Source organism: Aeromonas sp. Y311-2, assembly GCF_027706025.1.
GTDB lineage: Bacteria > Pseudomonadota > Gammaproteobacteria > Enterobacterales > Aeromonadaceae > Aeromonas > Aeromonas veronii.
In genome coordinates this window covers 187541-207568 of sequence record NZ_JAPDCL010000005.1, presented here as the reverse complement: position 1 = coordinate 207568, position 20028 = coordinate 187541, and the positions used below count along the sequence as shown (strand labels likewise).

Below are 20028 nucleotides of genomic sequence, written 5' to 3'. Positions count from 1 at the left end.
GCTACCGAACACCTTTTCACTAAAATAAGCGTAAAAAATCTTCCTTTTAACCTACATAAACGGAATTGGAGCGAGCGATGTTTCGTAAAACTTTACTCTCGGTAGCCCTCGGCACCGCCCTGTTCGGACTGACTGCCTGCAACGATAACCAGACAGAGAGCAGCACAGTCGCCAAACCGGAGCAGGCCATCCAGTACAAGGACGTGATCGACCGTCGGGGAACACCGACCCAATTCCGCGACTTTGACAGCTACTCCAACCTCAAATACAACCCGCTGCTCGATCTGGGGGCATGGCACGGTTTCCTGCTGCCTGCCAGCGACAAGGAGTGGGGGGGCTTTACCGGCCCCATGGTCATCTCCGAGGAGTACAGCCTCTTCTTTGCCAGCGAGCTGGACAAGCTCACCCTGAGCGATGCGAGCGGCCGCCCGTTCCCGCTCACCAGCGCCCGCAAGCAGGAGGTGTACGCCATTCCCGGTGCGCTGGTGCAACGCTTCGAGTTCGAGCCCTTTACGCTGGAGCTGGAGCTGCGTTATGGCGATGCCCGCACCACCCTTATCCGCACCCGACTCATCAATCAGACCGATGCACCGCTCACCCTCAACCTCAACTGGCAGGGCGAGTTGCTCAATCAATGGGACGCCAAGGATACGATTGCCAGCAAATATCCAGGCTGGACTCGCACCATCAGCGAGAGCGACAAAGGAATCGAATTCCAGTTCGGCAAACTGCGCAGCACCTGGAACATCATGCAGAGCGGCAGCGCCCGCTATCGCATCGACCGCACCCTGCCAAGCCGCACCACCCTCGACCAGAAAACACTGGGCTACCAAAGTGACGCCAGCATTACTCTGGCTGCCAAGGGGAGCGAGGATATCTACACCCTGCAGAGCTATCTCCACTCCGCAGATGACGCCAGCCGCCATCAGCAGAGCCGTCAGGCCCTGCTGGCCAACCCGGCCAGCTATTTTGCCGACTCCATCCGCCGCTGGGAGGACTACCTTGCCAACGGTCTCTCCAATCAGGGTATCCCCGAGTCGGAGCGCCGCATCGCCGTCAAGGCGATGGAGACCCTCAATGGCAACTGGCGATCCCCGGCTGGCGCCATCCTCCACGACGGGGTAACCCCTTCCAATACCGCCCGCTGGTTCGACGGCGTCTGGGCCTGGGACAGCTGGAAGCACGCCTATGCCATGGCACACTTCAACCCTGAGGTAGCCAAGAACAACGTGCGTGCCATGTATGACTATCAGGTACAGCCGGATGATCCGGTACGACCGCAGGATGCGGGCATGGTGATCGACGCCGTCTTCTACAACAAGCTGGCGGATCGCGGTGGCGATGGCGGCAACTGGAACGAGCGCGATACCAAGCCGCCCCTCTCCGCCTGGGCCATCTGGGAAATCTACAGCGCCACCAAGGACAAGGCCTTTATCGCCGAGATGTATCCCAAGCTGCAGGCCTACCACGACTGGTGGTACCGTGCGCGGGACAACAACCGCAACGGCATCATCGAATATGGCGCCACCAAGCATGTGGAGCACAATGACGAGTACGGCAATATCACCTTCAAGGTGCAGTACTCCAACGGTATTCCCGCCGGGCTGGATCTCTCCAGCTGTACCAGTGAGGGGGATGGCTGGTATGCCTGCGCCGGTATGCCGCTCTATCAACAGGTGTTGAACGTGGGTGGCTACAGCGACATGGATATCGGTGCCCAGCACGGCGCCGGTTGGGAGTCAGGCATGGACAACGCCGCCCGCTTCGGCTTTATCGAACCGGGCCAGCTGCAACGCTATGCCGACAAGACCTATGGCGGAGATTTGGCCAAGGCTCGTCAGGACTGGAACGTCGCCTTCTTTGAAAACCATCAGGACAATGGCGATTTGATCGGTTTCTCCATCGATCAGGAGTCGGTGGAGCTCAACGCCTTCCTCGCCAAGGAGAAACGCATTCTGGCCGACATGGCCGACCTGCTTGGCAAGCCGAACGACGCAAGCCGCTACCGCGATGGCGCGACCCAGCTGGCTGGTTACATCAACAGCTGCATGTTCGATGAGGCGTCAGGCTTCTATTACGATCGCCAGATTGGTCAGGGGGATGTGGCTGACGGCAACGGCTGCGTCGGCAAATTGCTGACCGCCCGCGGCCGTGGCCCGGAAGGGTGGAGCCCGCTCTGGGCTGAGGTCGCCGACAAGGAGAAAGCTGCACGGGTGCGCGAGGTGATGCTCAACGTCCAGGAGTTCAACACAAAGATCCCACTGGGCACAGCCGCACTCACCAACCCGGCCTACGACCCCAATATCTACTGGCGCGGCCGGGTATGGCTCGATCAGTTCTACTTCGGGGTGAAGGGGCTGGAGAACTACGGCTACCGCAGCGATGCCGAAGCACTGGTCAACAAACTGTTCAACAACGCAGAAGGCTTGGCGGGCAGCGGCCCCATCCGCGAAAACTACAATCCGGAGACCGGCGCCATGCAGGGGGCCAGCAACTTCAGCTGGAGCTCGGCCCACCTCTATATGCTCTATCGCAACTTCCTGAAACCACAGGCGTAAGCTTGCTCCACCATGCAAAAGGCCTCCGGATGGAGGCCTTTCTGTTTTCACTCAAGTTGCACTCATACAATACCTGCCACGCTGCGGGTACGGGCTCGTCTTAGCCGTTCGTGAGCGGCAGAGAGAGGCGTTTGGCCAGTGCCTGGAAGTGCTGGCTCACCTCAGCCCCGAACAGGGGGTCGCCAATGGCGCGGTTCTGCCAGTTTTGCTCCAGATGACGCCAGTCATCCTCGGTCAGGGAGTCACGCAGATGGGGGAAGATCACCCCCTCTTCATAGTTCATGTGTGCCTCTTGCAGCTCCACGAAGCGCTCCAGCTTGGTGGTGAACTGATCGAGGGGGATCACCGCATCCATCAGGATCATCTCCACCATCTCCTTGAGATCGGCCCCGGCCTCCAGCAGCTTGACGTGCTCCTCCTGCAGGCGGTTGGCGACCTCCCCCTCCACCACCCGATATTTCAGGTAGTAGTCATAGATGAGGTCTTCCTTGGGATGGTGGTACTTGTCAGAGACCTCCCGCAGGTAGTCGATGACATCGCGCACCAGAAAATAGCTGATGGGCTCTTCGGCACGGATGGCTGCCAGCTTGTGCTTGAGCAGCTCCAAAAGTCGGGCGATGTTGAGATGGTCCTTGTGCAGACTGGATAACATGGGCACTCCTTGGCTCTGAATTAATCTTATGTCCCTGAGTATACGGTCATTTGTCGCCCGAACTTTGCACTCAATCAAGTGGGATGCAGACAGATTTCCACTCTATCGGACTCTTGCCCTGTTGTTCCAGCAAGCGATTGGTCTCGCTAAAGTGACCGCAACCGATGAAACCGCGGTGGGCAGAGAGTGGGCTCGGGTGCGGCGCGGTCAGCACATAGTGACGCTGGCGGTCGATGAAACGTCCCTTCTTCTGGGCGTGGGCCCCCCACAGCAGGAACACCACGCCCTGACAACTGGCATTGATCTGCTCGATGACCCGGTCGGTAAAGGTCTCCCATCCCAGATGGGCGTGGGAATGGGCCTGACCGGCCTGCACCGTCAGCACAGTGTTGAGCAGCAGGACCCCCTGTTTGGCCCAGGATTCGAGAAAGCCGTGGTTGGGTGTGACGAAACCTGGCAGGTCACGCTGCATCTCTTTATAGATGTTGACCAGTGAGGGAGGCGTACGCACGCCGGGCAGAACGGAGAAGCAGAGCCCGTGCGCCTGATTGGGGCCGTGGTAGGGATCCTGCCCCAGGATCACCACCTTGACCTGATCCAGCTCGGTCAGCTTGAAGGCATTGAACACATCGGTAGCTGGCGGGTAGATCACCTTGCCCGCTTCCCGCTCGGCTCTGACAGTTGCCAGCGTACTCTTGAAATAGTCCTGCTCTTTCTCAGAGCCAATCACATCACTCCAGGTCAGCACCCCGGCCTCCTCACTTGATACGGCGAAGGGCTCAGGATAGGGGGCCAGCCCGCAAGACGCAACCGTGGCTCACGCTTTCCAGAGCCTGGCGAGGCGCCCCGAGCGCTCCAGCTTGCGCAGGCCGGTATTGAACAGCAGCATCAGACTGCGCGCCTCGGGATCGGCCTTGCGCATCAGCAGGTATCCCGGTTGCGACCAGATGGGGGCGGCGGCACCGGTCAGTGACAGCGATTGGGGATGACGAACGAGCGCCTGCTGGAACAGAGTCTGTGCCACCTGCTCATCCATCACCAGATAGTGGATCCGCCCGTCGAGCAGCTTGCCCATGCTCTGCTCATCGGAATCTGACCACTCGAGGGTGAGCCCGGCTTGGCGAGCGGCAAAACCATCGCCATAGAAATAACCACGGGTCACCCCGACCGGCTCGTGTTTCAGCTCACCCAGATTGACCGCGGGCGTACCGGTCAGCGTCATCAGGCGAGTGGTGAAATGGCCGAGCGAGGCGGAGAGATAGAAAAGCTGCTCGCGGGAGCGAAACCAGGGCATGGTGACCACATAGCGCCCCTCCAGAGTCAGTCGGTAAGCCTCGGCCCAGGAATAGAAGTGAAAGCTGACATCGAGCCCCTCTTCGGCAAAGGCCTGGCGCACCACCTCACAGAGAAAGCCCTGATTGGGCAACGACTCACTGATATAGGGCGGCCACTCGCCCACAGCAATACGCACCGTCTCGGCCCGCACCGCAACACTGCTTGCCCAGCAACAGCACAGGGCGAGCCATACCCACTTTCGCCACCCATTATTCACCCGGACCTCTCCTCGTTTTTTTTGCTGAGTGTAGCCAACCCCTCAATTGACCTCAGAAAAAAGCCGAAAAGATGTAGTTAAATTACTAGATTAGTGAGATAAAAGATGCATAATTTGGATATCTTACAAAATCAGAAAAATGACCTATTTTTGATTCAACTCAAGAATTTAATCCCATTGAAATGGCGTTTTGTCGGATTTTCTTGATCTAGATCAATTTTGGTAATATTACCACCGTGGTATATATGACCCCATCAAAGAAAAGGTGTAAGGCAAGGGCCCTTTAAGTCATCGCCATCGACGGTAGCTTAAATACATCAGGGTAATTTCCTTACAGTTGGATTCGCGTTCCCATTGAGGAGTCATACCATGATCAAAGGCATTCAAATCACCCAGGCCGCCAACACCGCTCTGCTGAACTCTTTCTGGCTGCTGGACGAAGAGAAGCAACAAGCTCGCTGCATCTGCGTCAAAGGCGATGCTTTCGCTGCCGATCAAGAAGTGCAACTGGCTGAGCTGGGTCAGTTCGAATACCGCGAACTGCCGGTTCAGGCTGAGCCTGCTGTTGAAGGTGGCCAGCACCTGAACGTCAACGTGCTGCGTCGCGAAACTCTGGAAGATGCTATCGAAAACCCGGAGAAGTACCCGCAGCTGACCATCCGTGTATCTGGCTACGCAGTGCGTTTCAACGCCCTGACCCCGGAACAGCAGCGTGACGTGGTTACCCGTACTTTCACCCAGAGCCTGTAATCAGCGCCCTGCAGTGAATAGTTGATACTTGCGGTATCAGCACAAAAAAAAACGGCCGATTGGCCGTTTTTTTATTGCCCCCGCACCAGCCAACGCGGCCGTGCGGGGGAAACAGCGCTTACGCCCTGTCCGCTTCCAGTTGCCCGACCTTGCCGCCGAGCACTGCATCCATTTTCTTCTCGTCCAGTTGCTTGCAGTATTTGGCGACCACCACGGTGGCAACCCCGTTACCGATCAGGTTGGTCAACGCCCGCGCTTCGGACATAAAACGGTCGATCCCCAGGATCAGCGCCAAACCAGCCAGTGGCAGATGGCCCACCGCCGAAATAGTCGCCGCCAGCACGATAAAGCCACTACCAGTCACCCCTGCCGCCCCTTTCGAGGAGATCAGCAGTACCACCAGCAGGGTGATCTGTTGGAACAGATCCAGCGGCGTATTGGTAGCTTGGGCGATAAAAATAGCCGCCATGGTCAGATAGATGGAGGTGCCATCCAGGTTAAAGGAGTACCCAGTCGGAATGACCAGCCCCACCACCGATTTCTGACAACCCAGCTTCTCCATCTTGTCCAGCATCCGCGGCAGTACCGACTCGGAAGAGGAGGTCCCCAGCACGATCAGCAGCTCCTCGCGAATGTAGGAGATGAAACGCAGGATGCTGAAGCCTGAGGCTTTAGCGATGCTGCCCAGCACAATGAAGATAAAGAAGAGGCAGGTGAGATAGAAGCAGGCAATAAGCTGGCCCAGCTGTACAAGTGAACCTACTCCATATTTGCCGATGGTAAATGCCATTGCCCCGAATGCACCGACCGGCGCCAGTCTCATTATCATATTGATAATGCCAAATATGACTTTGGAGAAACTGTCGATGACGCCGAAAATAATCTGTCCCTTTTCACCGATATGATGCAGGGAGAAGCCGAACAGCACCGCAAACAGTAACACCTGCAAGATATTACCGCTGGCAAAGGCACCGATCACACTGCCCGGAATAATATCCAGCAAAAAGGCGATAATGCCCTGGGACTTGGCCTGCTCCGCATAGGCGGAGATGGCGCTGGCATCCAGCGCAGCCGGATCGACGTTCATACCGGCACCCGGTTGCAGCAGGTTGACCACGCACAGCCCGATGATCAAGGCGATGGTGCTGACCACCTCGAAGTAGATCAGAGCAATGGCGCCGGTCTTGCCAACCGCCTTCATGCTCTCCATCCCGGCAATGCCGGTAACCACGGTACAGAAAATAACGGGGGCGATGATCATCTTGATCAATTTGACGAAGCCATCACCGAGGGGCTTCATATCGGCGCCCAGTTCCGGATAGACATGCCCCAGAAATACCCCAAGGGTAATCGCGAGCAATACCTGAAAATAGAGGCTGCTAAATAGTTTCTTTCGCATTATTAACGTCCTGTTAATTTAATTGCACATTGTTATGGCAGCAATAAACATGCAGATAGCCGGACGAGATATCTGCGTACCTCACCCGATCCATGCTGTTTCTGCATTACTACGGTCACCACTTTACATGTAATAAAAAACAATTAAGAGACATCAATCACACAACAAAATTAACACCATTAACACCGCGGCAACCAATAATTGTTTGCTCACAGATTAATTTGAGTCTTCAACTAAATATGGCAGATATAAAAATACCCCGCATTGCGGGGCATTTTTATCAGGCATGACTACGTCGGGATCAGGCCGAGGTATCGAGGGGTTCGAAGCTCTTGATCAGGTCATCGATGGCCTTCATCTGTTTGAGGAAGCCTTCCAGCTTCTCCAGCGGCAGGGCGCTCGGGCCATCACAACGGGCAATTTTCGGATCCGGGTGGGATTCGATAAAGAGACCGGCCAGACCGACCGCCATACCGGCGCGTGCCAGTTCGGTCACCTGTTCGCGACGACCACCGGAGGCGGCACCCAGCGGATCACGGCACTGCAGGGAGTGGGTCACGTCAAAGATCACCGGATAGCCACCGGTGCTCTTCTTCATCACGCCCAGACCCAGCATGTCCACCACCAGGTTGTCGTAGCCGAAGTTGGCACCGCGCTCGCACAGGATCAGCTGGTCGTTGCCGCACTCCTCGAACTTGTCGGTGATGTTCTTCATCTGGCTTGGGCTGAGGAACTGCGGCTTCTTGATGTTGATGACGTTGCCGGTGCGGGCCATGGCTTCCACCAGATCGGTCTGGCGTGCCAGGAAGGCGGGCAGCTGGATAACGTCAACCACCTCGGCGACCGGCTTGGCCTGATGGGGTTCGTGCAGATCGGAGATGACCGGCATGCCGAAGGTCGCTTTCAGCTCCTGGAAAATCTTCATCCCCTCTTCCAGACCCGGACCGCGGTAGGAGTGGATGGAGGAGCGGTTGGCCTTGTCCCAGCTCGCCTTGAACACGAACGGGATGCCCAGCTTGCTGGTCACTTCCACGTACTTCTCGCACACCGCCATCGCCATGTCGCGGGATTCCAGCACGTTCATGCCGCCAAACAGCACGAACGGTTTGTCGTTTGCAACGTCGATCTGGTTGATCTTGATATTCTTCTGTTCCATCTAAGACTTCCTTAATGAAGGGGCCTGAAGCCAAGTTACTCCGTTGCAGCCGAGCGCAGCGGCCTTGATATTCTTCTATTTCAACTCCAAGACATCCTTAATAAAAGGGCCTGAAGCCTAGTTACTCCGTTGCGACCGGACGCTGCGGCCTTGATATTCTTCTGTTTCAGTTTCAAGCCGCCCTTAATGGAGGGGCTTGGGGCTCAGATCCAGCGCGGCCAGTTGCACTTTCAGCACATCGGCGACCGGATCGTCCGGGCATTGTTCAATAAAATATTCAAAATCGTCGGCAGCCTGGCGCGGGCAGTCGAGCTGCTCGTAGATAAAGCCGCGATCCCGCGTCTCCAGCGGATCGCCAGGCTTCATCCGCAACAACAGCTCGCTGCAACGCAGCGCCTCGGGCATGCGATCTTCCCGCAGCAGGGCACCCTTGCTGACGTTGAGCAGCCGTTCGATGATCTCCCACTGGCCGGAGGGCTGCAGGTAGTCGGGGGTCAGGGTTGCCAAGTCCCCCAACGCACCGCGCAGCAGCAGCTCGATGCGGGCCAGGCTCAGCTCGTCGCCGGTAAAGGGGTCGACATAGACCTCCCCCTCGCCGCCAGCAAAGCTCACCAAGAAGTGGCCGGGGAAGCAGATCCCCTCCACATCGAGCCCGAGCTTGCGCCCAAGCTGGATGATGAGAATGCCGAGGCTGACCGGGATCCCTTTGCGCTGAACCAGCACCTGATTGAGATCGCAGTTGTTGGCAGAGAAATAGTCCTGCCAGTCGCCATGAAAACCGAGGCTGTGGTAGAAGCCCTGCAGCAACTGCTGGCGTACCTCGTCGCAGGTGCCCTCTTCGATCTGCTCGTCCAGCCACTCGTCCAGCAGGTTCAGCTCGCGCATCCCCTCCTCGACCGAGCCATAAATTTCGTCACTGACAGACAACGCCAGCTCGGTGATGTCGTGGGCTTCGAAATCGGTCCATTCGTCTATGTGTAACATTCTCTTCATGCCTTAGCCGAACACACTCGTCTGTTTGAGCACTGCCAACTTGGCAATAAAGTAGATCCAGCCGAGCGCCCCCAGAAAGGAGCACCAGCGCACCAGATTGCTTTTGGCCAACCGCAGCGCCATCGCCGCCAGAAATACCAGCACCAGAATGGCCATCAGCTTCTCGCTGAGCCAGGGCGTTCCGTTATTGAGCGGGTTGAGATCCAGCACCATGCAGAGCAATACGCCGGAGAGCACCACCAGACCGTTGAGCCAGCCGCTGACCTTCATCACCGGCGCGCTATAGGCTCGGCCAGTGGCGGTCTGTACCCAGTAGAAGCGGAGCATAAACATCAGCACGGCCCCGGCAATCAGGGTGAGGTGCAGGTGTTTGAGCACAAAAACCATATTCAATCCTTGCATGGGGGCGCACAGGCAACCCGCCGTGTAACAGTAAGGGGCTGTCAGCGCAGCGGGCAGAGGCCCAGCGTAACCCTGTCGTTATCCCCGTAATCGCGCACCGTGGCTACCTCGCGGTAACCGCCATCGCGCAGCAACTGACGCACCGCCTCCCCCTGATCCCAGCCATGCTCCAGCAGCAACCAGCCATCGGTCAGCAGATAAGCGGGAGCATGGGCCACGATGTGGCGGATATCGGCCAGCCCGGCGTCATCGGCAACCAGCGCCGAGCGAGGCTCAAAGCGCACATCCCCCTGCTCGAGATGGGGATCGGCGCCATCAATATAGGGGGGATTGGAGACAATCACCGCAAAACGTGGCGTATTGTCGCGATCCGGCTCACCAAGGGGCTCGAACCAGCTGCCATCGCGCACCTCGATGGGTAACCCCAGCGCGGCGCTGTTCTCGCGGGCCAGCGCCGCGGCATCCGCCATCCGATCCACCGCCCACACATCGACCTCGGGCCGCTCGGACTTGAGCGCCAGCGCGATGGCGCCGGTGCCGGTGCCGAGATCCAGCACGGCGCAAGGCCCTTGCGGGATTCTGGTCAGCGCCTGCTCGACCAGCACCTCGGTATCGGGGCGCGGGATCAGGGTCGCCGGGCTCACCTTGAGGGGCAGCGACCAGAACTCCCGCTCGCCCACCAGATGGGCGATGGGTTCACCATTGAGACGACGGGCCAGCCACCCCTGCAGGGTGGCCTGCTGGGCGGCATCCAGCTCATGTTCGGGCCAGGTCATCAGATAGCTGCGACGACACCCGAGCAGATGACAGAGCAGTACATCGGCATCGGCGCGGGGGGACTCCCCCTCAGCCAACACAGTCATGATATGGGCGCGGGCCTGCTGGATCTGCATCAGTGCCACTCAACCTTACGGGCACCACACTTAATGCGAGCTTGCCGGATCACCATTTGCATCAGTTGTTCTCGGCCAGCGAGGCGAGCTGATCGGCCTGATACTCCTGCACCAGCGGGGTGATGACGCAGTCCAGATCCCCTTCCAAAATTTCGGAGAGACGGTAGAGGGTCAGGTTGATGCGGTGCTCGGAGAGGCGGCCCTGCGGGTAGTTGTAGGTACGGATGCGCTCGGAGCGATCGCCGGAGCCCACCAGATTGCGGCGGGTGCTCTGCTCGGCGGCGCGGTGGCGCTCATCCTCGGCCGCTTGCAGGCGGGCGGAGAGCACCGACATCGCCTTGGCGCGGTTCTTGTGCTGGGAGCGCTCGTCCTGACACTCCACCACCAGCCCGGTCGGCAGGTGGGTGATACGAATGGCCGAGTCGGTCTTGTTGACGTGCTGACCACCGGCACCGGAGGCGCGGAAGGTGTCGATCTTCAGATCGGAAGGGTTGATCTCGATCTGCTCGGCTTCCGGCACTTCCGGCAGCACGGCGACGGTACAGGCGGATGTGTGCACCCGGCCCTGGGATTCGGTCTCCGGCACCCGCTGTACCCGGTGACCACCGGATTCAAACTTGAGACGGCCATAGACGCGCTCGCCGTCGATCTTGGCGATCACCTCCTTGTAGCCACCATATTCACCGTCGTTGCAGCTGACGATGGAGACGCGCCAGCCCTGACGCTCGGCAAACCGTGAATACATGCGGAACAGGTCACCGGCAAAGATGGCCGCTTCATCGCCACCGGCACCGGCGCGGATCTCCAGATAGCAGTTGTTGTCATCCTTGGGATCCTTGGGCAGCAACATCAGTTGCAGCTCCTGCTCCAGCGCCTCCAGATTGGCCTTGGCCAGCGGCAGCTCCTCCTGCGCCATCTCGCGCAGGTCGGCATCCTCCTCCTCCAGCATCATCTGGGTGGTCTCCAGATCATCCTGAGCCTGACGGTAACGCTGGAAGGCGTGAACGATATCTTCCAGCTGGGCATATTCGCGGGTCAGGGCGCGGTAGCGATCCTGATCCGAGACCACGTCTGGCTCGCCGAGCATGGCCTGTACTTCTTCGTGGCGCTCGATGAGGCCTTCCAGCTTTCTGATCAGTGACGGATTCATAACTCTTGCATTCTCAATGGAGGACGGGACAACCGGCAGGTTGCCCGAAAATTATGGCTCTTGTGACAACCCCAGCGCCTGCCGCAAGCGGGAGAGCTCGCTCTGATCCCCCTGGGAGGCAGCCTGGCGCAACGCCTGGGTCGGCGCGTGGATCAATTTGTTGGTGAGGCGATGGGCCATCGCCTTGAGCGCCTGTTCGGCACTCTCGCCCTGCGCCAATGCCAGCAGGGCCCGTTGCAACTCTTCATCAGCCACTTGCTGTGACTGATGGCGGTAATCGCGAATGAGATCGACCGAGCTCTGGCCGCGATACCAGCCCATAAACTCGTCGCGCTCTTCCTGCACGATCACTTCCGCCTGCGCGGCAGCCCGTTTACGGGTTTCGAGGTTCTGCTCGATGATCCCCTGCAAATCATCCACCGTGTAGAGATAGGCATCGGAGAGCTCATCGACTTCGGCTTCGATGTCGCGCGGCACGGCAATATCCACCAGAAACATGGGCTTGAAGCGGCGGGCCTTCAGCGCGCGCTCCACCATCCCCTTGCCGATGATGGGCAGTGGGCTGGCGGTCGAGCTGATGACAATATCCGCTTCGTGCAGATAGTCGGGGATCTCTTCGAGCGTCATCACCTGGGCGCCGAATTCGGCAGCCAGGGTCTGGGCACGCTGCAGGGTGCGGTTCGCCACCATCATCTTGGTGACGTTCTGCTCGCGCAGATGACGGGCCACCAGTTCGATGGTCTCCCCCGCCCCGACCAGCAATACCTTGGTCTGGGAGAGATCGGAGAAGATCCGCCGACCTAGGCTGACGGCGGCAAAGGCCACCGACACCGCACTGGCGCCAATCTCGGTATCTGTGCGCACTCTTTTCGCCACCGAGAAGGATTTCTGGAACAGCCGCTCCAGCGCCCCCTTCACCGACTCCGCCTGCTGGGCATGAGCGTAGGATTGCTTGATCTGCCCCAGGATCTGCGGCTCCCCCAACACCAGCGAGTCAAGCCCGCACGCCACCCGCATCAGGTGGCGCACCGCCTCTTCATCGTGATGCTGATAGATGGCAGTGACCAGTTCGGCCGCGTCCAGCCCGTGGAACTGCTGCAGCCAGCGCAGCACTTGCTCCTGCCGCTCCTCCTCCAGATTGCAATAGAGTTCGGTCCGGTTGCAGGTGGAGACGATCACCGCCTCGCTGACACCGGGTTGGCTCACCAGCTCACGCAAGGCGCGATCGATGCAGTCCGGGCCAAAGGCGACCCGTTCCCGCAAGGCGACACTGGCGGTGTTGTGGTTGATTCCGAGGGCAAGCAAACTCATGAGTGGGCGACGATCATTTCATACGCTGGGTGCAAAGGCTGCCAATTGTACGAGAAAGGGTAAGTCTTTAAAAGCAATACGGCCGCCCCGTATACTGTGGCAAATTCCTCTCTCTGGAGCCGTCTCTTGCTGCTACGTATTTTTACCCTCACCTGCCTGCTGTTGCTGGCCGGTTGTGCCACCACCCAGCCCCAGCGTGACCAGGTGAACTGGAACCAGGAGCGGACCCGTCTCGAGCAGCTGACCCACTGGCAGCTCTCTGGCAAGATGGCCATCATCACGCCACAGCAAAAGGGCAGCGCCCGTCTCAACTGGCAGCAGGATGGGGAGGATTATCGCCTCAACCTCACCAGCCTGATCGGCACCAGCATTCTGGAGCTCTCCCGCAGCAAAGGGGAGATCACCCTGCTCGACAGCGACGGCAATCGCCACCAGAGCCAGGATGCCGAAGCACTCATCTATCAACTGACCGGCTGGAATATTCCGGTTGCGGGATTGCCAGAGTGGATCAAGGGGCTGCCGGGTCAGGCGGAGTTTGAACTCAACCCCGACAGCAGTCTGGCCAGCGTGCGCGACGGCCAGTGGCAGATCGTCTATGGCGATTATCGGGATCAGGATGGCTACCGCCTGCCGCACCAGCTGACCATGACCGGCCAGAACAGCCGCCTCAAGCTTCAGATCAACCAATGGACTCTTGCACGTTAATGGCTTCCACACGCTGGCCGGCACCGGCCAAACTCAACCTGTTTCTACACGTCAATGGCCGTCGTCCCGATGGCTATCACGAGCTGCAGACCCTGTTTATCTTCCTCAACCACAGCGACTGGCTCGAGTTCGAGGTGATACCGAATAGCGACACACTCACCCTGAGCCCGGCCATTCCCGGGGTGCCGGATGAGCAGAATCTGATTATCCGGGCGGCGCGCCTGCTGCAAGCAACCCTGTCGAGCCCGCAAGGTGCCCATATCCGGCTGGAGAAAGTGCTACCCATGGGTGGCGGCATTGGCGGCGGTTCGTCCGATGCAGCGACCACACTGGTAGCGCTTAACCACCTCTGGCAAGCGGGTTTGAGTGAAGATGAACTGGCAGCGCTTGGCGTCCAGTTGGGGGCCGATGTGCCGGTGTTTGTCCGTGGCAAGGCGGCCTTTGCCGAAGGCGTGGGCGAGCGGCTGCAACCGGTCGAACTGCCCGATGCCTGGTATCTGGTGCTCAAGCCCGATTGCCATGTAGCGACCGCAGCCGTATTCCAGGATCCGGACCTGCCGAGAGCCACGCCGAAAATGGCGCTGGACAACCTGCTGGAAGGCGAGTGGAAAAACGATTGCGAATCACTGGTGAAAAAGCGCCACCCCGAGGTTGCCAATGCGCTCGGCTGGTTGCTAGAATACGCGCCGTCAAGAATGACGGGCACAGGAGCCTGCGTCTTTGCTCAATTTGAAGACGAAGTGACTGCTCGGGAAGTGTTGGCCTGCGTGCCGAAGGGACTTGATGGGTTTGTCGCCAAGGGCGAGAACATATCACCTCTCTTCTCCACATTGCAACAGTTCAAATGATTGGGGTATCGCCAAGCGGTAAGGCAGCGGGTTTTGATCTCGCCATTCCTAGGTTCGAATCCTAGTACCCCAGCCAATTTTACCGAACGGTATTGATGATGATTAATGTGGCCGGTTTTGCACTCGGCCACGGATTCGGGTTACCGGTATCATCACAATCATTGGGCAGCAGACACCTTGTACGTTATCTTGATAAATCGTTTGCCCCAAAACGATAGGGTCTGATTTCAGACTCCCCCACATACTGGATGCAACCCCGAGGTTTCAAACCGTGCCTGACATGAAGCTGTTTGCTGGTAACGCAACGCCGGAACTAGCCCAGAAGATCGCAGATCGCCTGTTTATCAAACTCGGCAATGCTGCCGTAGGTCGCTTTAGCGACGGCGAGATCAGCGTACAGATCAATGAGAATGTACGTGGTGGCGATATCTTCATCATTCAATCCACCTGTGCCCCGACCAACGACAATTTGATGGAATTGATCGTCATGGTGGATGCTCTGCGTCGTGCTTCAGCTGGCCGTATCACTGCCGTTATCCCCTACTTTGGTTATGCCCGTCAGGACCGCCGCGTCCGCTCCGCCCGTGTACCCATCACCGCCAAGGTTGTCGCTGACTTCCTCTCCAGCGTCGGTGTGGATCGCGTGCTGACCGTTGACCTGCATGCCGAGCAAATTCAAGGTTTCTTCGACGTTCCGGTAGACAACGTGTTCGGTAGCCCGGTGCTGCTGGAAGACATGAAGTCCAAGAACCTCGAGTCTCCTGTCGTCGTCTCCCCGGACATCGGTGGCGTTGTGCGTGCCCGCGCCATCGCCAAGCTGCTGGATGACACCGACATCGCCATCATCGACAAGCGCCGTCCCCGCCCGAACGTCTCCCAGGTCATGCACCTGATCGGTGACGTTGCAGGCCGCGACTGCATCATCGTTGATGACATGATCGACACCGGCGGCACCCTGTGCAAAGCCGCAGAGGCCCTGAAAGAGCGCGGTGCCAAGCGTGTATTCGCCTACGCTACCCACCCGGTCTTCTCCGGTTCCGCCGTCGAGAACATCAAGAACTCCGTGATCGATGAACTGATCATCACCGACTCCATCCCGCTCACTGCGGAGATGAAAGCGGTCGGCAAGGTCAAGCAGCTGACGCTGTCAACTGTACTGGCCGAAGCCATTCGTCGCATCAGCAACGAAGAGTCCATCTCTGCCATGTTTGAGCATTGATAGATTCAGCAATAACGAAAACCGCCATCAGGCGGTTTTCGTCTTTCTGGACCTTCTCTTTCCAACTTTCTGCTATCTGGTACGACCCTGCCCCCGGCAGGCTTAAGGATTTACCCATGAATTGCTTGCGTCCCCTCCTGCTCGCGACCCTCACCTGCGCCCTGTTCGCCTGTCAGCCCGTCAAAGAGAACCCGCCCTTCGTGCTGACCCTGGCTCACATGAACGACACCCACTCCCAGTTTGATCCGGTCAATGCGGAGATCAAAGGGCAGATCTTTGCCCAGCAGGGGGAGACGGACACCCTCTATACCCGCTTTGGCGGTTATCCGCGCCTGCTGACCATGGCGAAAGCCTATCAGGCCGAGGCGCTGGCCAAGAACCAGCCCTTGCTGCTGCTGCACGGCGGCGATGCCTGGCAGGGCAGCGGCTACTTCAAGCTCAACGAGGGGATGGCCAACGCCGAGTTGCTGAGCCAGTTCGGCCTCGATGCCATGGCTCTGGGCAACCACGAGTTCGATCTGGATAACCAGAAGCTGGCCCGCTTCATCGAGGGGGTCAACTTCCCGGTGCTGGCCGCCAACCTCGACACCAAGGCCGATCCGGCCCTCAGCAAGGCTGACAATCTCAAGCCCTTCGTGGTCTACGCCTTTGACGGCAACCAGAAGAGCCCGGTCACCGATCTCGACAACCTGCCGCAAGGCAAACAGCTGGTCGCCGTCATCGGTCTGGTACTGGAAGACATGGGCAATATCGCGCCCAACGTCGGCAAGCTGCGCTTTGGCAAGGAGGTCGCCTCGGCTCAGGCCACGGTCGACATGCTGCAAGCCAAGGGGATCCACCAGATCGTGGCGCTCACCCACATCGGCAACGAGCGGGATCTGGCACTGGCGGCCAAGGTAAACGGCCTCGATGCCATCGTCGGCGGCCACTCCCACAGCCTGCTCGGCGATTTTCGCAATATCGGCTGGGGCAAGACCGGCGACTACGCCAAGCTGGTGACCAATCCGGATGGCATCGGCAAAACCTGCGTGGTGCAGGCGGGATCCTACGCCCAGGCCATCGGTCTGGCACAGGTGACCTTTGACAGCCAGGGTCAGGTGACCGACTGCCAAGGCCACAACAGCCTGCTGGCCAGCCGCGACTTCTTCGCCGATGCGGCGCGCAAGCAAGCGCTCGACGACGCCCGCAGCAAAGAGGCAAGCCAGTTTGTCGACAACCAGCCAAATCTGGTGACCGTGGATGAAGATCCGCGCCTGCGCGGCATCATCGACAGCCACTACAAACCGGCGCTGGAGAAAGCCTACGGCCCGGTGATCGGCACCATCCCCGAGCAGCTGCAAAATGCCCGTCGTCCCGGTGACAACGGCAGCGACAGCCACGGCTCAGATGTAGCGCCGCTGGTTGCCGAAGGGGAGTTCTACTGGGCCAATACCCCGGCCGTTCAGGCCCTGACCGGTGGCCCGGTCGATTTTTCTCTGGTGGCGGTTGGGGGTGTGCGCGCCGACCTGCCTGCTGGCGAGTGGCGTGAGGGGGACAGCTCCCTCACCCTGCTACCGTTCAAGAACCAGCTCGCGGTGCTGACCCTGACTGACGCCGAGGTGCGAGCCCTCTTGACCGAGACCATCACCGCCACCCTGCCCGCCAGCGCCCATGCCGGCAAGTTCCCCTATGGCGGCCACCTGCGTTACACCTTCCAGGAGACCGACGCAGGCAAAGCGGGCACCCTGACCCAATTGCAGCGCAAGACCGCAAGCGGCGAGTGGCAAGATCTGGTGGATAGCCAGCACTATCGGGTGGTGATGAACGCCTACAGCGCCAACGGCAACGATGGCTGGCAGGCACTGGCCAATGCCCAGCGTCAGAAGAGCGAGCGGGTCGATATCGCCAGCGTCAATGGCAAGCTGACCGCCTTCCCGGTGCTGAAGGTGGCACAAAACGGCGAACTGCTGAGTGCCGTCTATGCCCCGGGCCAGCCCCTCGATTGCAAAGCCAGCGGCGTGGATTGCGGCACCGATGCAGCGTCTTTCGTGGAATATGTGCGCGATGCCCGTCCCACCCTGACCGCACTGGATGAAGAGACCGTCACCCTGCTGCGTGCCAAATAACGACGGTAGTCAACCGGGCATAATCCATCGGCAAGCTGAAACGGGCCTCTTGCAAGAGGCCCGTTTGCCCACCGTTAGCCACCCATTGGCCGCAATAATGCTGCAAATCCCGCCATAACATGCGCATTGGTTGAGTGATCGCCACTCGGCGGCTAGAATATTGCGTCCTATTGCCCTGGGTAGTGTGCCCATGGCAGCTGCGAGTGAAGACATCAAGCGTGACAAGCGAAATCAAACTGATCGTCGGACTGGGCAACCCCGGCCCGGAATATGCCAAGACCCGCCACAATGCGGGCGCCTGGTATGTGGAGCAACTGGCCCGCTGGCACAATGTCAGCCTGCGTGAAGAACCCAAGTTCTTCGGCCATACTGCCCGCATCCTGGTCGAGGGGCAGGATGTGCGGCTGCTCATCCCGAACACCTATATGAACCTCTCTGGCAAGGCTGTGGCCGCACTGGCGCGTTTTTATCAGATTGAGCCGGAAGCGATTCTGGTGGCCCATGATGAACTGGATCTGCCGCCAGGCATCGCCAAGTTCAAACAGGGTGGTGGTCACGGTGGCCATAACGGCCTCAAAGACATCATCGCCAAGATGGGCAACAACAATAACTTCTTCCGGCTGCGTCTCGGGATCGGCCATCCCGGCAGCAAAGAGCAGGTGGCTGGCTTCGTCCTGACCAAGGCCCCCAGCAGCGAACAGAACCTGATCGACGCCGCGCTGGACGAGTCCCTGCGCGCCACCGATATCCTGTTCAAACAAGATATGACCAAGGCCATGAATCGCTTGCACAGCTTCAAGGCTGAAAAGGGTTAGGTCGGTTTGACCCTGTACGGGCATTGTGCCGGTACATGAGCAACGACCAGAACAAGCATGACATGGGCCGCCTGCGGGCGACCCCCAACAGCATCCATCAAGTAAGGTAACAATCCATGGGTTTTAAATGCGGTATCGTGGGCCTGCCCAATGTAGGCAAATCCACACTGTTCAACGCGCTGACCAAGGCCGGTATCGAAGCCGCCAACTTCCCGTTCTGCACCATCGAGCCGAACACAGGTGTGGTGCCGATGCCGGATCCCCGCCTCGATCAGCTGGCTGCCATCATCAATCCGCAGCGCGTTGTGCCGACCACCATGGAATTCGTCGACATCGCCGGTCTGGTTGCCGGCGCCTCCAAGGGTGAAGGGCTGGGTAACCAGTTCCTGGCCAACATCCGTGAAACCGAAGCGATCGGCCACGTAGTGCGCTGCTTCGACGACGAGAACATCATTCATGTTGCCGGCAAGGTCTCCCCTGCTGACGACATCGAAGTGATCAACACCGAGCTGGCCCTGTCGGATCTGGACGCCTGCGAGCGCGCCATTCACCGTCAGTCCAAGCGTGCCAAAGGCGGCGACAAGGATGCCAAGCTGGAAGTGGAAACCCTGGAGAAGATCAAGGTCGCGCTGGAAAACGGCCAGATGATCCGCGGCATGAAGCTGGATAAAGAAGAGCTGGCCGCCGTGAGCCACCTCAACTTCCTGACCCTGAAACCCACCATGTATATCGCCAACGTGGCGGAAGATGGTTTCGAGAACAACCCCTATCTGGACAAGGTGCGTGAAATCGCCGCCGCCGAGAACGCGGTCGTGGTCGTGGTCTGCTGCGCCATCGAAGCGGACATCGCCGAACTGGACGATGAAGATCGCGCCGAGTTCATGGCTGACCTTGGCATCGAAGAGCCGGGCCTGAATCGCGTTATCCGCTCCGGCTACCAGCTGCTCAACCTGCAGACCTACTTCACCGCCGGTGTGAAAGAGGTACGCGCCTGGACTATTCCGGTCGGTGCCACTGCCCCGCAAGCGGCTGGCAAGATCCACACTGACTTTGAAAAAGGCTTTATTCGCGCCCAAACCATCGCCTTTGAAGACTTTATCAACTACAAGGGTGAGCAAGGCGCCAAGGAAGCGGGCAAGATGCGCGCTGAAGGGAAAGATTACATCGTCAAAGATGGCGATATCATGAACTTCCTGTTCAACGTCTAATCCCATGACAGGCCAGCATTTGCTGGCCTGTTTTTTATCTGCCATTGCCCGGGCAATCATGGCAATGTCTTAAAAAAAAGCAGATTGTTGGGCTTTTGCGCAACAGAGACCAATAACTGGTCAAACGCACTCAAATTGCGTTTTTCTGGCAAAAAAAGGGTTGACGCCCCAGAGCCAGATACGCATAATTCGGCCCGCACGGTGACGAGGTAACGACTCACCGGAAGCAAGGTTGGCTATGTAGCTCAGTTGGTTAGAGCATCGCACTCATAATGCGGGGGTCACAGGTTCGAATCCCGTCATAGCCACCAT

The 20028-nt window shown here is 58.8% G+C and carries 17 protein-coding genes, 2 tRNA genes and 1 pseudogene; 10 read left to right on the top strand and 10 right to left on the bottom strand.

Translation table 11 applies throughout. The annotated features are described in order from the left end of the window. Nucleotides 1–77 precede the first annotated feature (77 nt). On the top strand, nt 78–2558 hold the full coding sequence (ygjK, locus tag OKC42_RS07410) for an alpha-glucosidase (protein WP_270819362.1): 2481 nt from the start codon (nt 78–80) through the stop codon (nt 2556–2558). Nucleotides 2559–2658: 100 nt separating this feature from the next. On the opposite strand, the gene OKC42_RS07405 is transcribed toward ygjK, so the two are convergent. From OKC42_RS07405 to OKC42_RS07395, 3 genes are all read right to left on the bottom strand, one after another. Beyond that, nucleotides 2659–3210: a hemerythrin domain-containing protein gene (locus OKC42_RS07405; RefSeq protein ID WP_005362195.1), complete on the bottom strand. Its 552-nt coding sequence runs from the start codon at nt 3208–3210 to the stop codon at nt 2659–2661. A gap of 70 nt (nt 3211–3280) precedes the next feature. After that, the gene (ung, locus tag OKC42_RS07400; protein ID WP_005353881.1) at nt 3281–3958 is read right to left on the bottom strand and encodes a uracil-DNA glycosylase; all 678 of its coding nucleotides are present in this window, start codon (nt 3956–3958) and stop codon (nt 3281–3283) included. A 69-nt stretch (nt 3959–4027) separates the two neighbouring features. Beyond that, nucleotides 4028–4762, bottom strand: coding sequence for a substrate-binding periplasmic protein (locus OKC42_RS07395; protein ID WP_270819361.1), 735 nt, complete (start codon nt 4760–4762; stop codon nt 4028–4030). Between the two features lie 369 nt (nt 4763–5131). Here OKC42_RS07395 and grcA point away from each other — a divergent pair, with 369 nt between their 5' ends. Beyond that, nucleotides 5132–5512: an autonomous glycyl radical cofactor GrcA gene (grcA, locus tag OKC42_RS07390; RefSeq protein WP_101529498.1), complete on the top strand. Its 381-nt coding sequence runs from the start codon at nt 5132–5134 to the stop codon at nt 5510–5512. Between the two features lie 118 nt (nt 5513–5630). Here the strand turns inward: grcA and OKC42_RS07385 are convergent, their stop codons facing one another. The 7 genes from OKC42_RS07385 to hemA form a co-directional block, all read right to left on the bottom strand. After that, entirely contained in the window at nt 5631–6911 is a 1281-nt protein-coding gene (locus tag OKC42_RS07385) for a dicarboxylate/amino acid:cation symporter (protein WP_270819360.1), read from the bottom strand. Between the two features lie 301 nt (nt 6912–7212). Beyond that, entirely contained in the window at nt 7213–8067 is an 855-nt protein-coding gene (kdsA, locus tag OKC42_RS07380) for a 3-deoxy-8-phosphooctulonate synthase (protein WP_270819359.1), read from the bottom strand. Nucleotides 8068–8250: 183 nt separating this feature from the next. Then, nucleotides 8251–9051 (bottom strand): SirB1 family protein, encoded by an 801-nt coding sequence (locus tag OKC42_RS07375; protein WP_005334938.1) that lies wholly within the window; start codon nt 9049–9051, stop codon nt 8251–8253. A gap of 12 nt (nt 9052–9063) precedes the next feature. Next, nucleotides 9064–9447 (bottom strand): SirB2 family protein, encoded by a 384-nt coding sequence (locus OKC42_RS07370; protein ID WP_005334939.1) that lies wholly within the window; start codon nt 9445–9447, stop codon nt 9064–9066. A gap of 56 nt (nt 9448–9503) precedes the next feature. Further along, complete coding sequence (gene prmC / locus OKC42_RS07365; protein ID WP_270819357.1) at nt 9504–10355, bottom strand: peptide chain release factor N(5)-glutamine methyltransferase; 852 nt, start codon at nt 10353–10355, stop codon at nt 9504–9506. 61 nt (nt 10356–10416) lie between these two features. Beyond that, the gene (gene prfA / locus OKC42_RS07360) at nt 10417–11505 is read right to left on the bottom strand and encodes a peptide chain release factor 1 (RefSeq protein WP_042061304.1); all 1089 of its coding nucleotides are present in this window, start codon (nt 11503–11505) and stop codon (nt 10417–10419) included. 51 nt (nt 11506–11556) lie between these two features. Beyond that, complete coding sequence (gene hemA, locus OKC42_RS07355; RefSeq protein WP_005362209.1) at nt 11557–12816, bottom strand: glutamyl-tRNA reductase; 1260 nt, start codon at nt 12814–12816, stop codon at nt 11557–11559. 126 nt (nt 12817–12942) lie between these two features. On the opposite strand from hemA, the gene lolB reads away from it, so the two are divergent. From lolB to OKC42_RS07315, 8 genes and pseudogenes are all read left to right on the top strand, one after another. Further along, on the top strand, nt 12943–13521 hold the full coding sequence (gene lolB, locus OKC42_RS07350; protein WP_005353907.1) for a lipoprotein insertase outer membrane protein LolB: 579 nt from the start codon (nt 12943–12945) through the stop codon (nt 13519–13521). After that, nucleotides 13521–14391, top strand: a pseudogene (gene ispE, locus OKC42_RS07345) (4-(cytidine 5'-diphospho)-2-C-methyl-D-erythritol kinase). The gene lolB and the pseudogene ispE overlap by 1 nt, the downstream one beginning before the upstream one ends. After that, nucleotides 14371–14445, top strand: a tRNA-Gln gene (locus OKC42_RS07340). The pseudogene ispE and the gene OKC42_RS07340 overlap by 21 nt, the downstream one beginning before the upstream one ends. Before the next feature lie 195 nt (nt 14446–14640). Then, nucleotides 14641–15588, top strand: coding sequence for a ribose-phosphate pyrophosphokinase (locus tag OKC42_RS07335; protein WP_005343846.1), 948 nt, complete (start codon nt 14641–14643; stop codon nt 15586–15588). 116 nt (nt 15589–15704) lie between these two features. Continuing rightward, nucleotides 15705–17693 (top strand): bifunctional metallophosphatase/5'-nucleotidase, encoded by a 1989-nt coding sequence (locus OKC42_RS07330; RefSeq protein ID WP_270819355.1) that lies wholly within the window; start codon nt 15705–15707, stop codon nt 17691–17693. 218 nt (nt 17694–17911) lie between these two features. Next, nucleotides 17912–18508, top strand: coding sequence for an aminoacyl-tRNA hydrolase (gene pth, locus OKC42_RS07325; RefSeq protein WP_058059203.1), 597 nt, complete (start codon nt 17912–17914; stop codon nt 18506–18508). Nucleotides 18509–18624: 116 nt separating this feature from the next. Then, nucleotides 18625–19716, top strand: coding sequence for a redox-regulated ATPase YchF (gene ychF, locus OKC42_RS07320; RefSeq protein WP_005334961.1), 1092 nt, complete (start codon nt 18625–18627; stop codon nt 19714–19716). Nucleotides 19717–19950: 234 nt separating this feature from the next. Then, nucleotides 19951–20027, top strand: a tRNA-Met gene (locus OKC42_RS07315). Nucleotide 20028: the final 1 nt, after the last annotated feature.

Coding starts and splice junctions, on each gene's coding strand:
- ygjK (WP_270819362.1), top strand. CDS start 78: ATGTTTCGTAAAACTTTACTCTCGGTAGCCCTCGGCACCGCCCTGTTC.
- OKC42_RS07405 (WP_005362195.1), bottom strand. CDS start 3,210: ATGTTATCCAGTCTGCACAAGGACCATCTCAACATCGCCCGACTTTTG.
- grcA (WP_101529498.1), top strand. CDS start 5,132: ATGATCAAAGGCATTCAAATCACCCAGGCCGCCAACACCGCTCTGCTG.
- OKC42_RS07385 (WP_270819360.1), bottom strand. CDS start 6,911: ATGCGAAAGAAACTATTTAGCAGCCTCTATTTTCAGGTATTGCTCGCG.
- kdsA (WP_270819359.1), bottom strand. CDS start 8,067: ATGGAACAGAAGAATATCAAGATCAACCAGATCGACGTTGCAAACGAC.
- OKC42_RS07375 (WP_005334938.1), bottom strand. CDS start 9,051: ATGTTACACATAGACGAATGGACCGATTTCGAAGCCCACGACATCACC.
- OKC42_RS07370 (WP_005334939.1), bottom strand. CDS start 9,447: ATGGTTTTTGTGCTCAAACACCTGCACCTCACCCTGATTGCCGGGGCC.
- prmC (WP_270819357.1), bottom strand. CDS start 10,355: ATGCAGATCCAGCAGGCCCGCGCCCATATCATGACTGTGTTGGCTGAG.
- prfA (WP_042061304.1), bottom strand. CDS start 11,505: ATGAATCCGTCACTGATCAGAAAGCTGGAAGGCCTCATCGAGCGCCAC.
- hemA (WP_005362209.1), bottom strand. CDS start 12,816: ATGAGTTTGCTTGCCCTCGGAATCAACCACAACACCGCCAGTGTCGCC.
- OKC42_RS07330 (WP_270819355.1), top strand. CDS start 15,705: ATGAATTGCTTGCGTCCCCTCCTGCTCGCGACCCTCACCTGCGCCCTG.
- ychF (WP_005334961.1), top strand. CDS start 18,625: ATGGGTTTTAAATGCGGTATCGTGGGCCTGCCCAATGTAGGCAAATCC.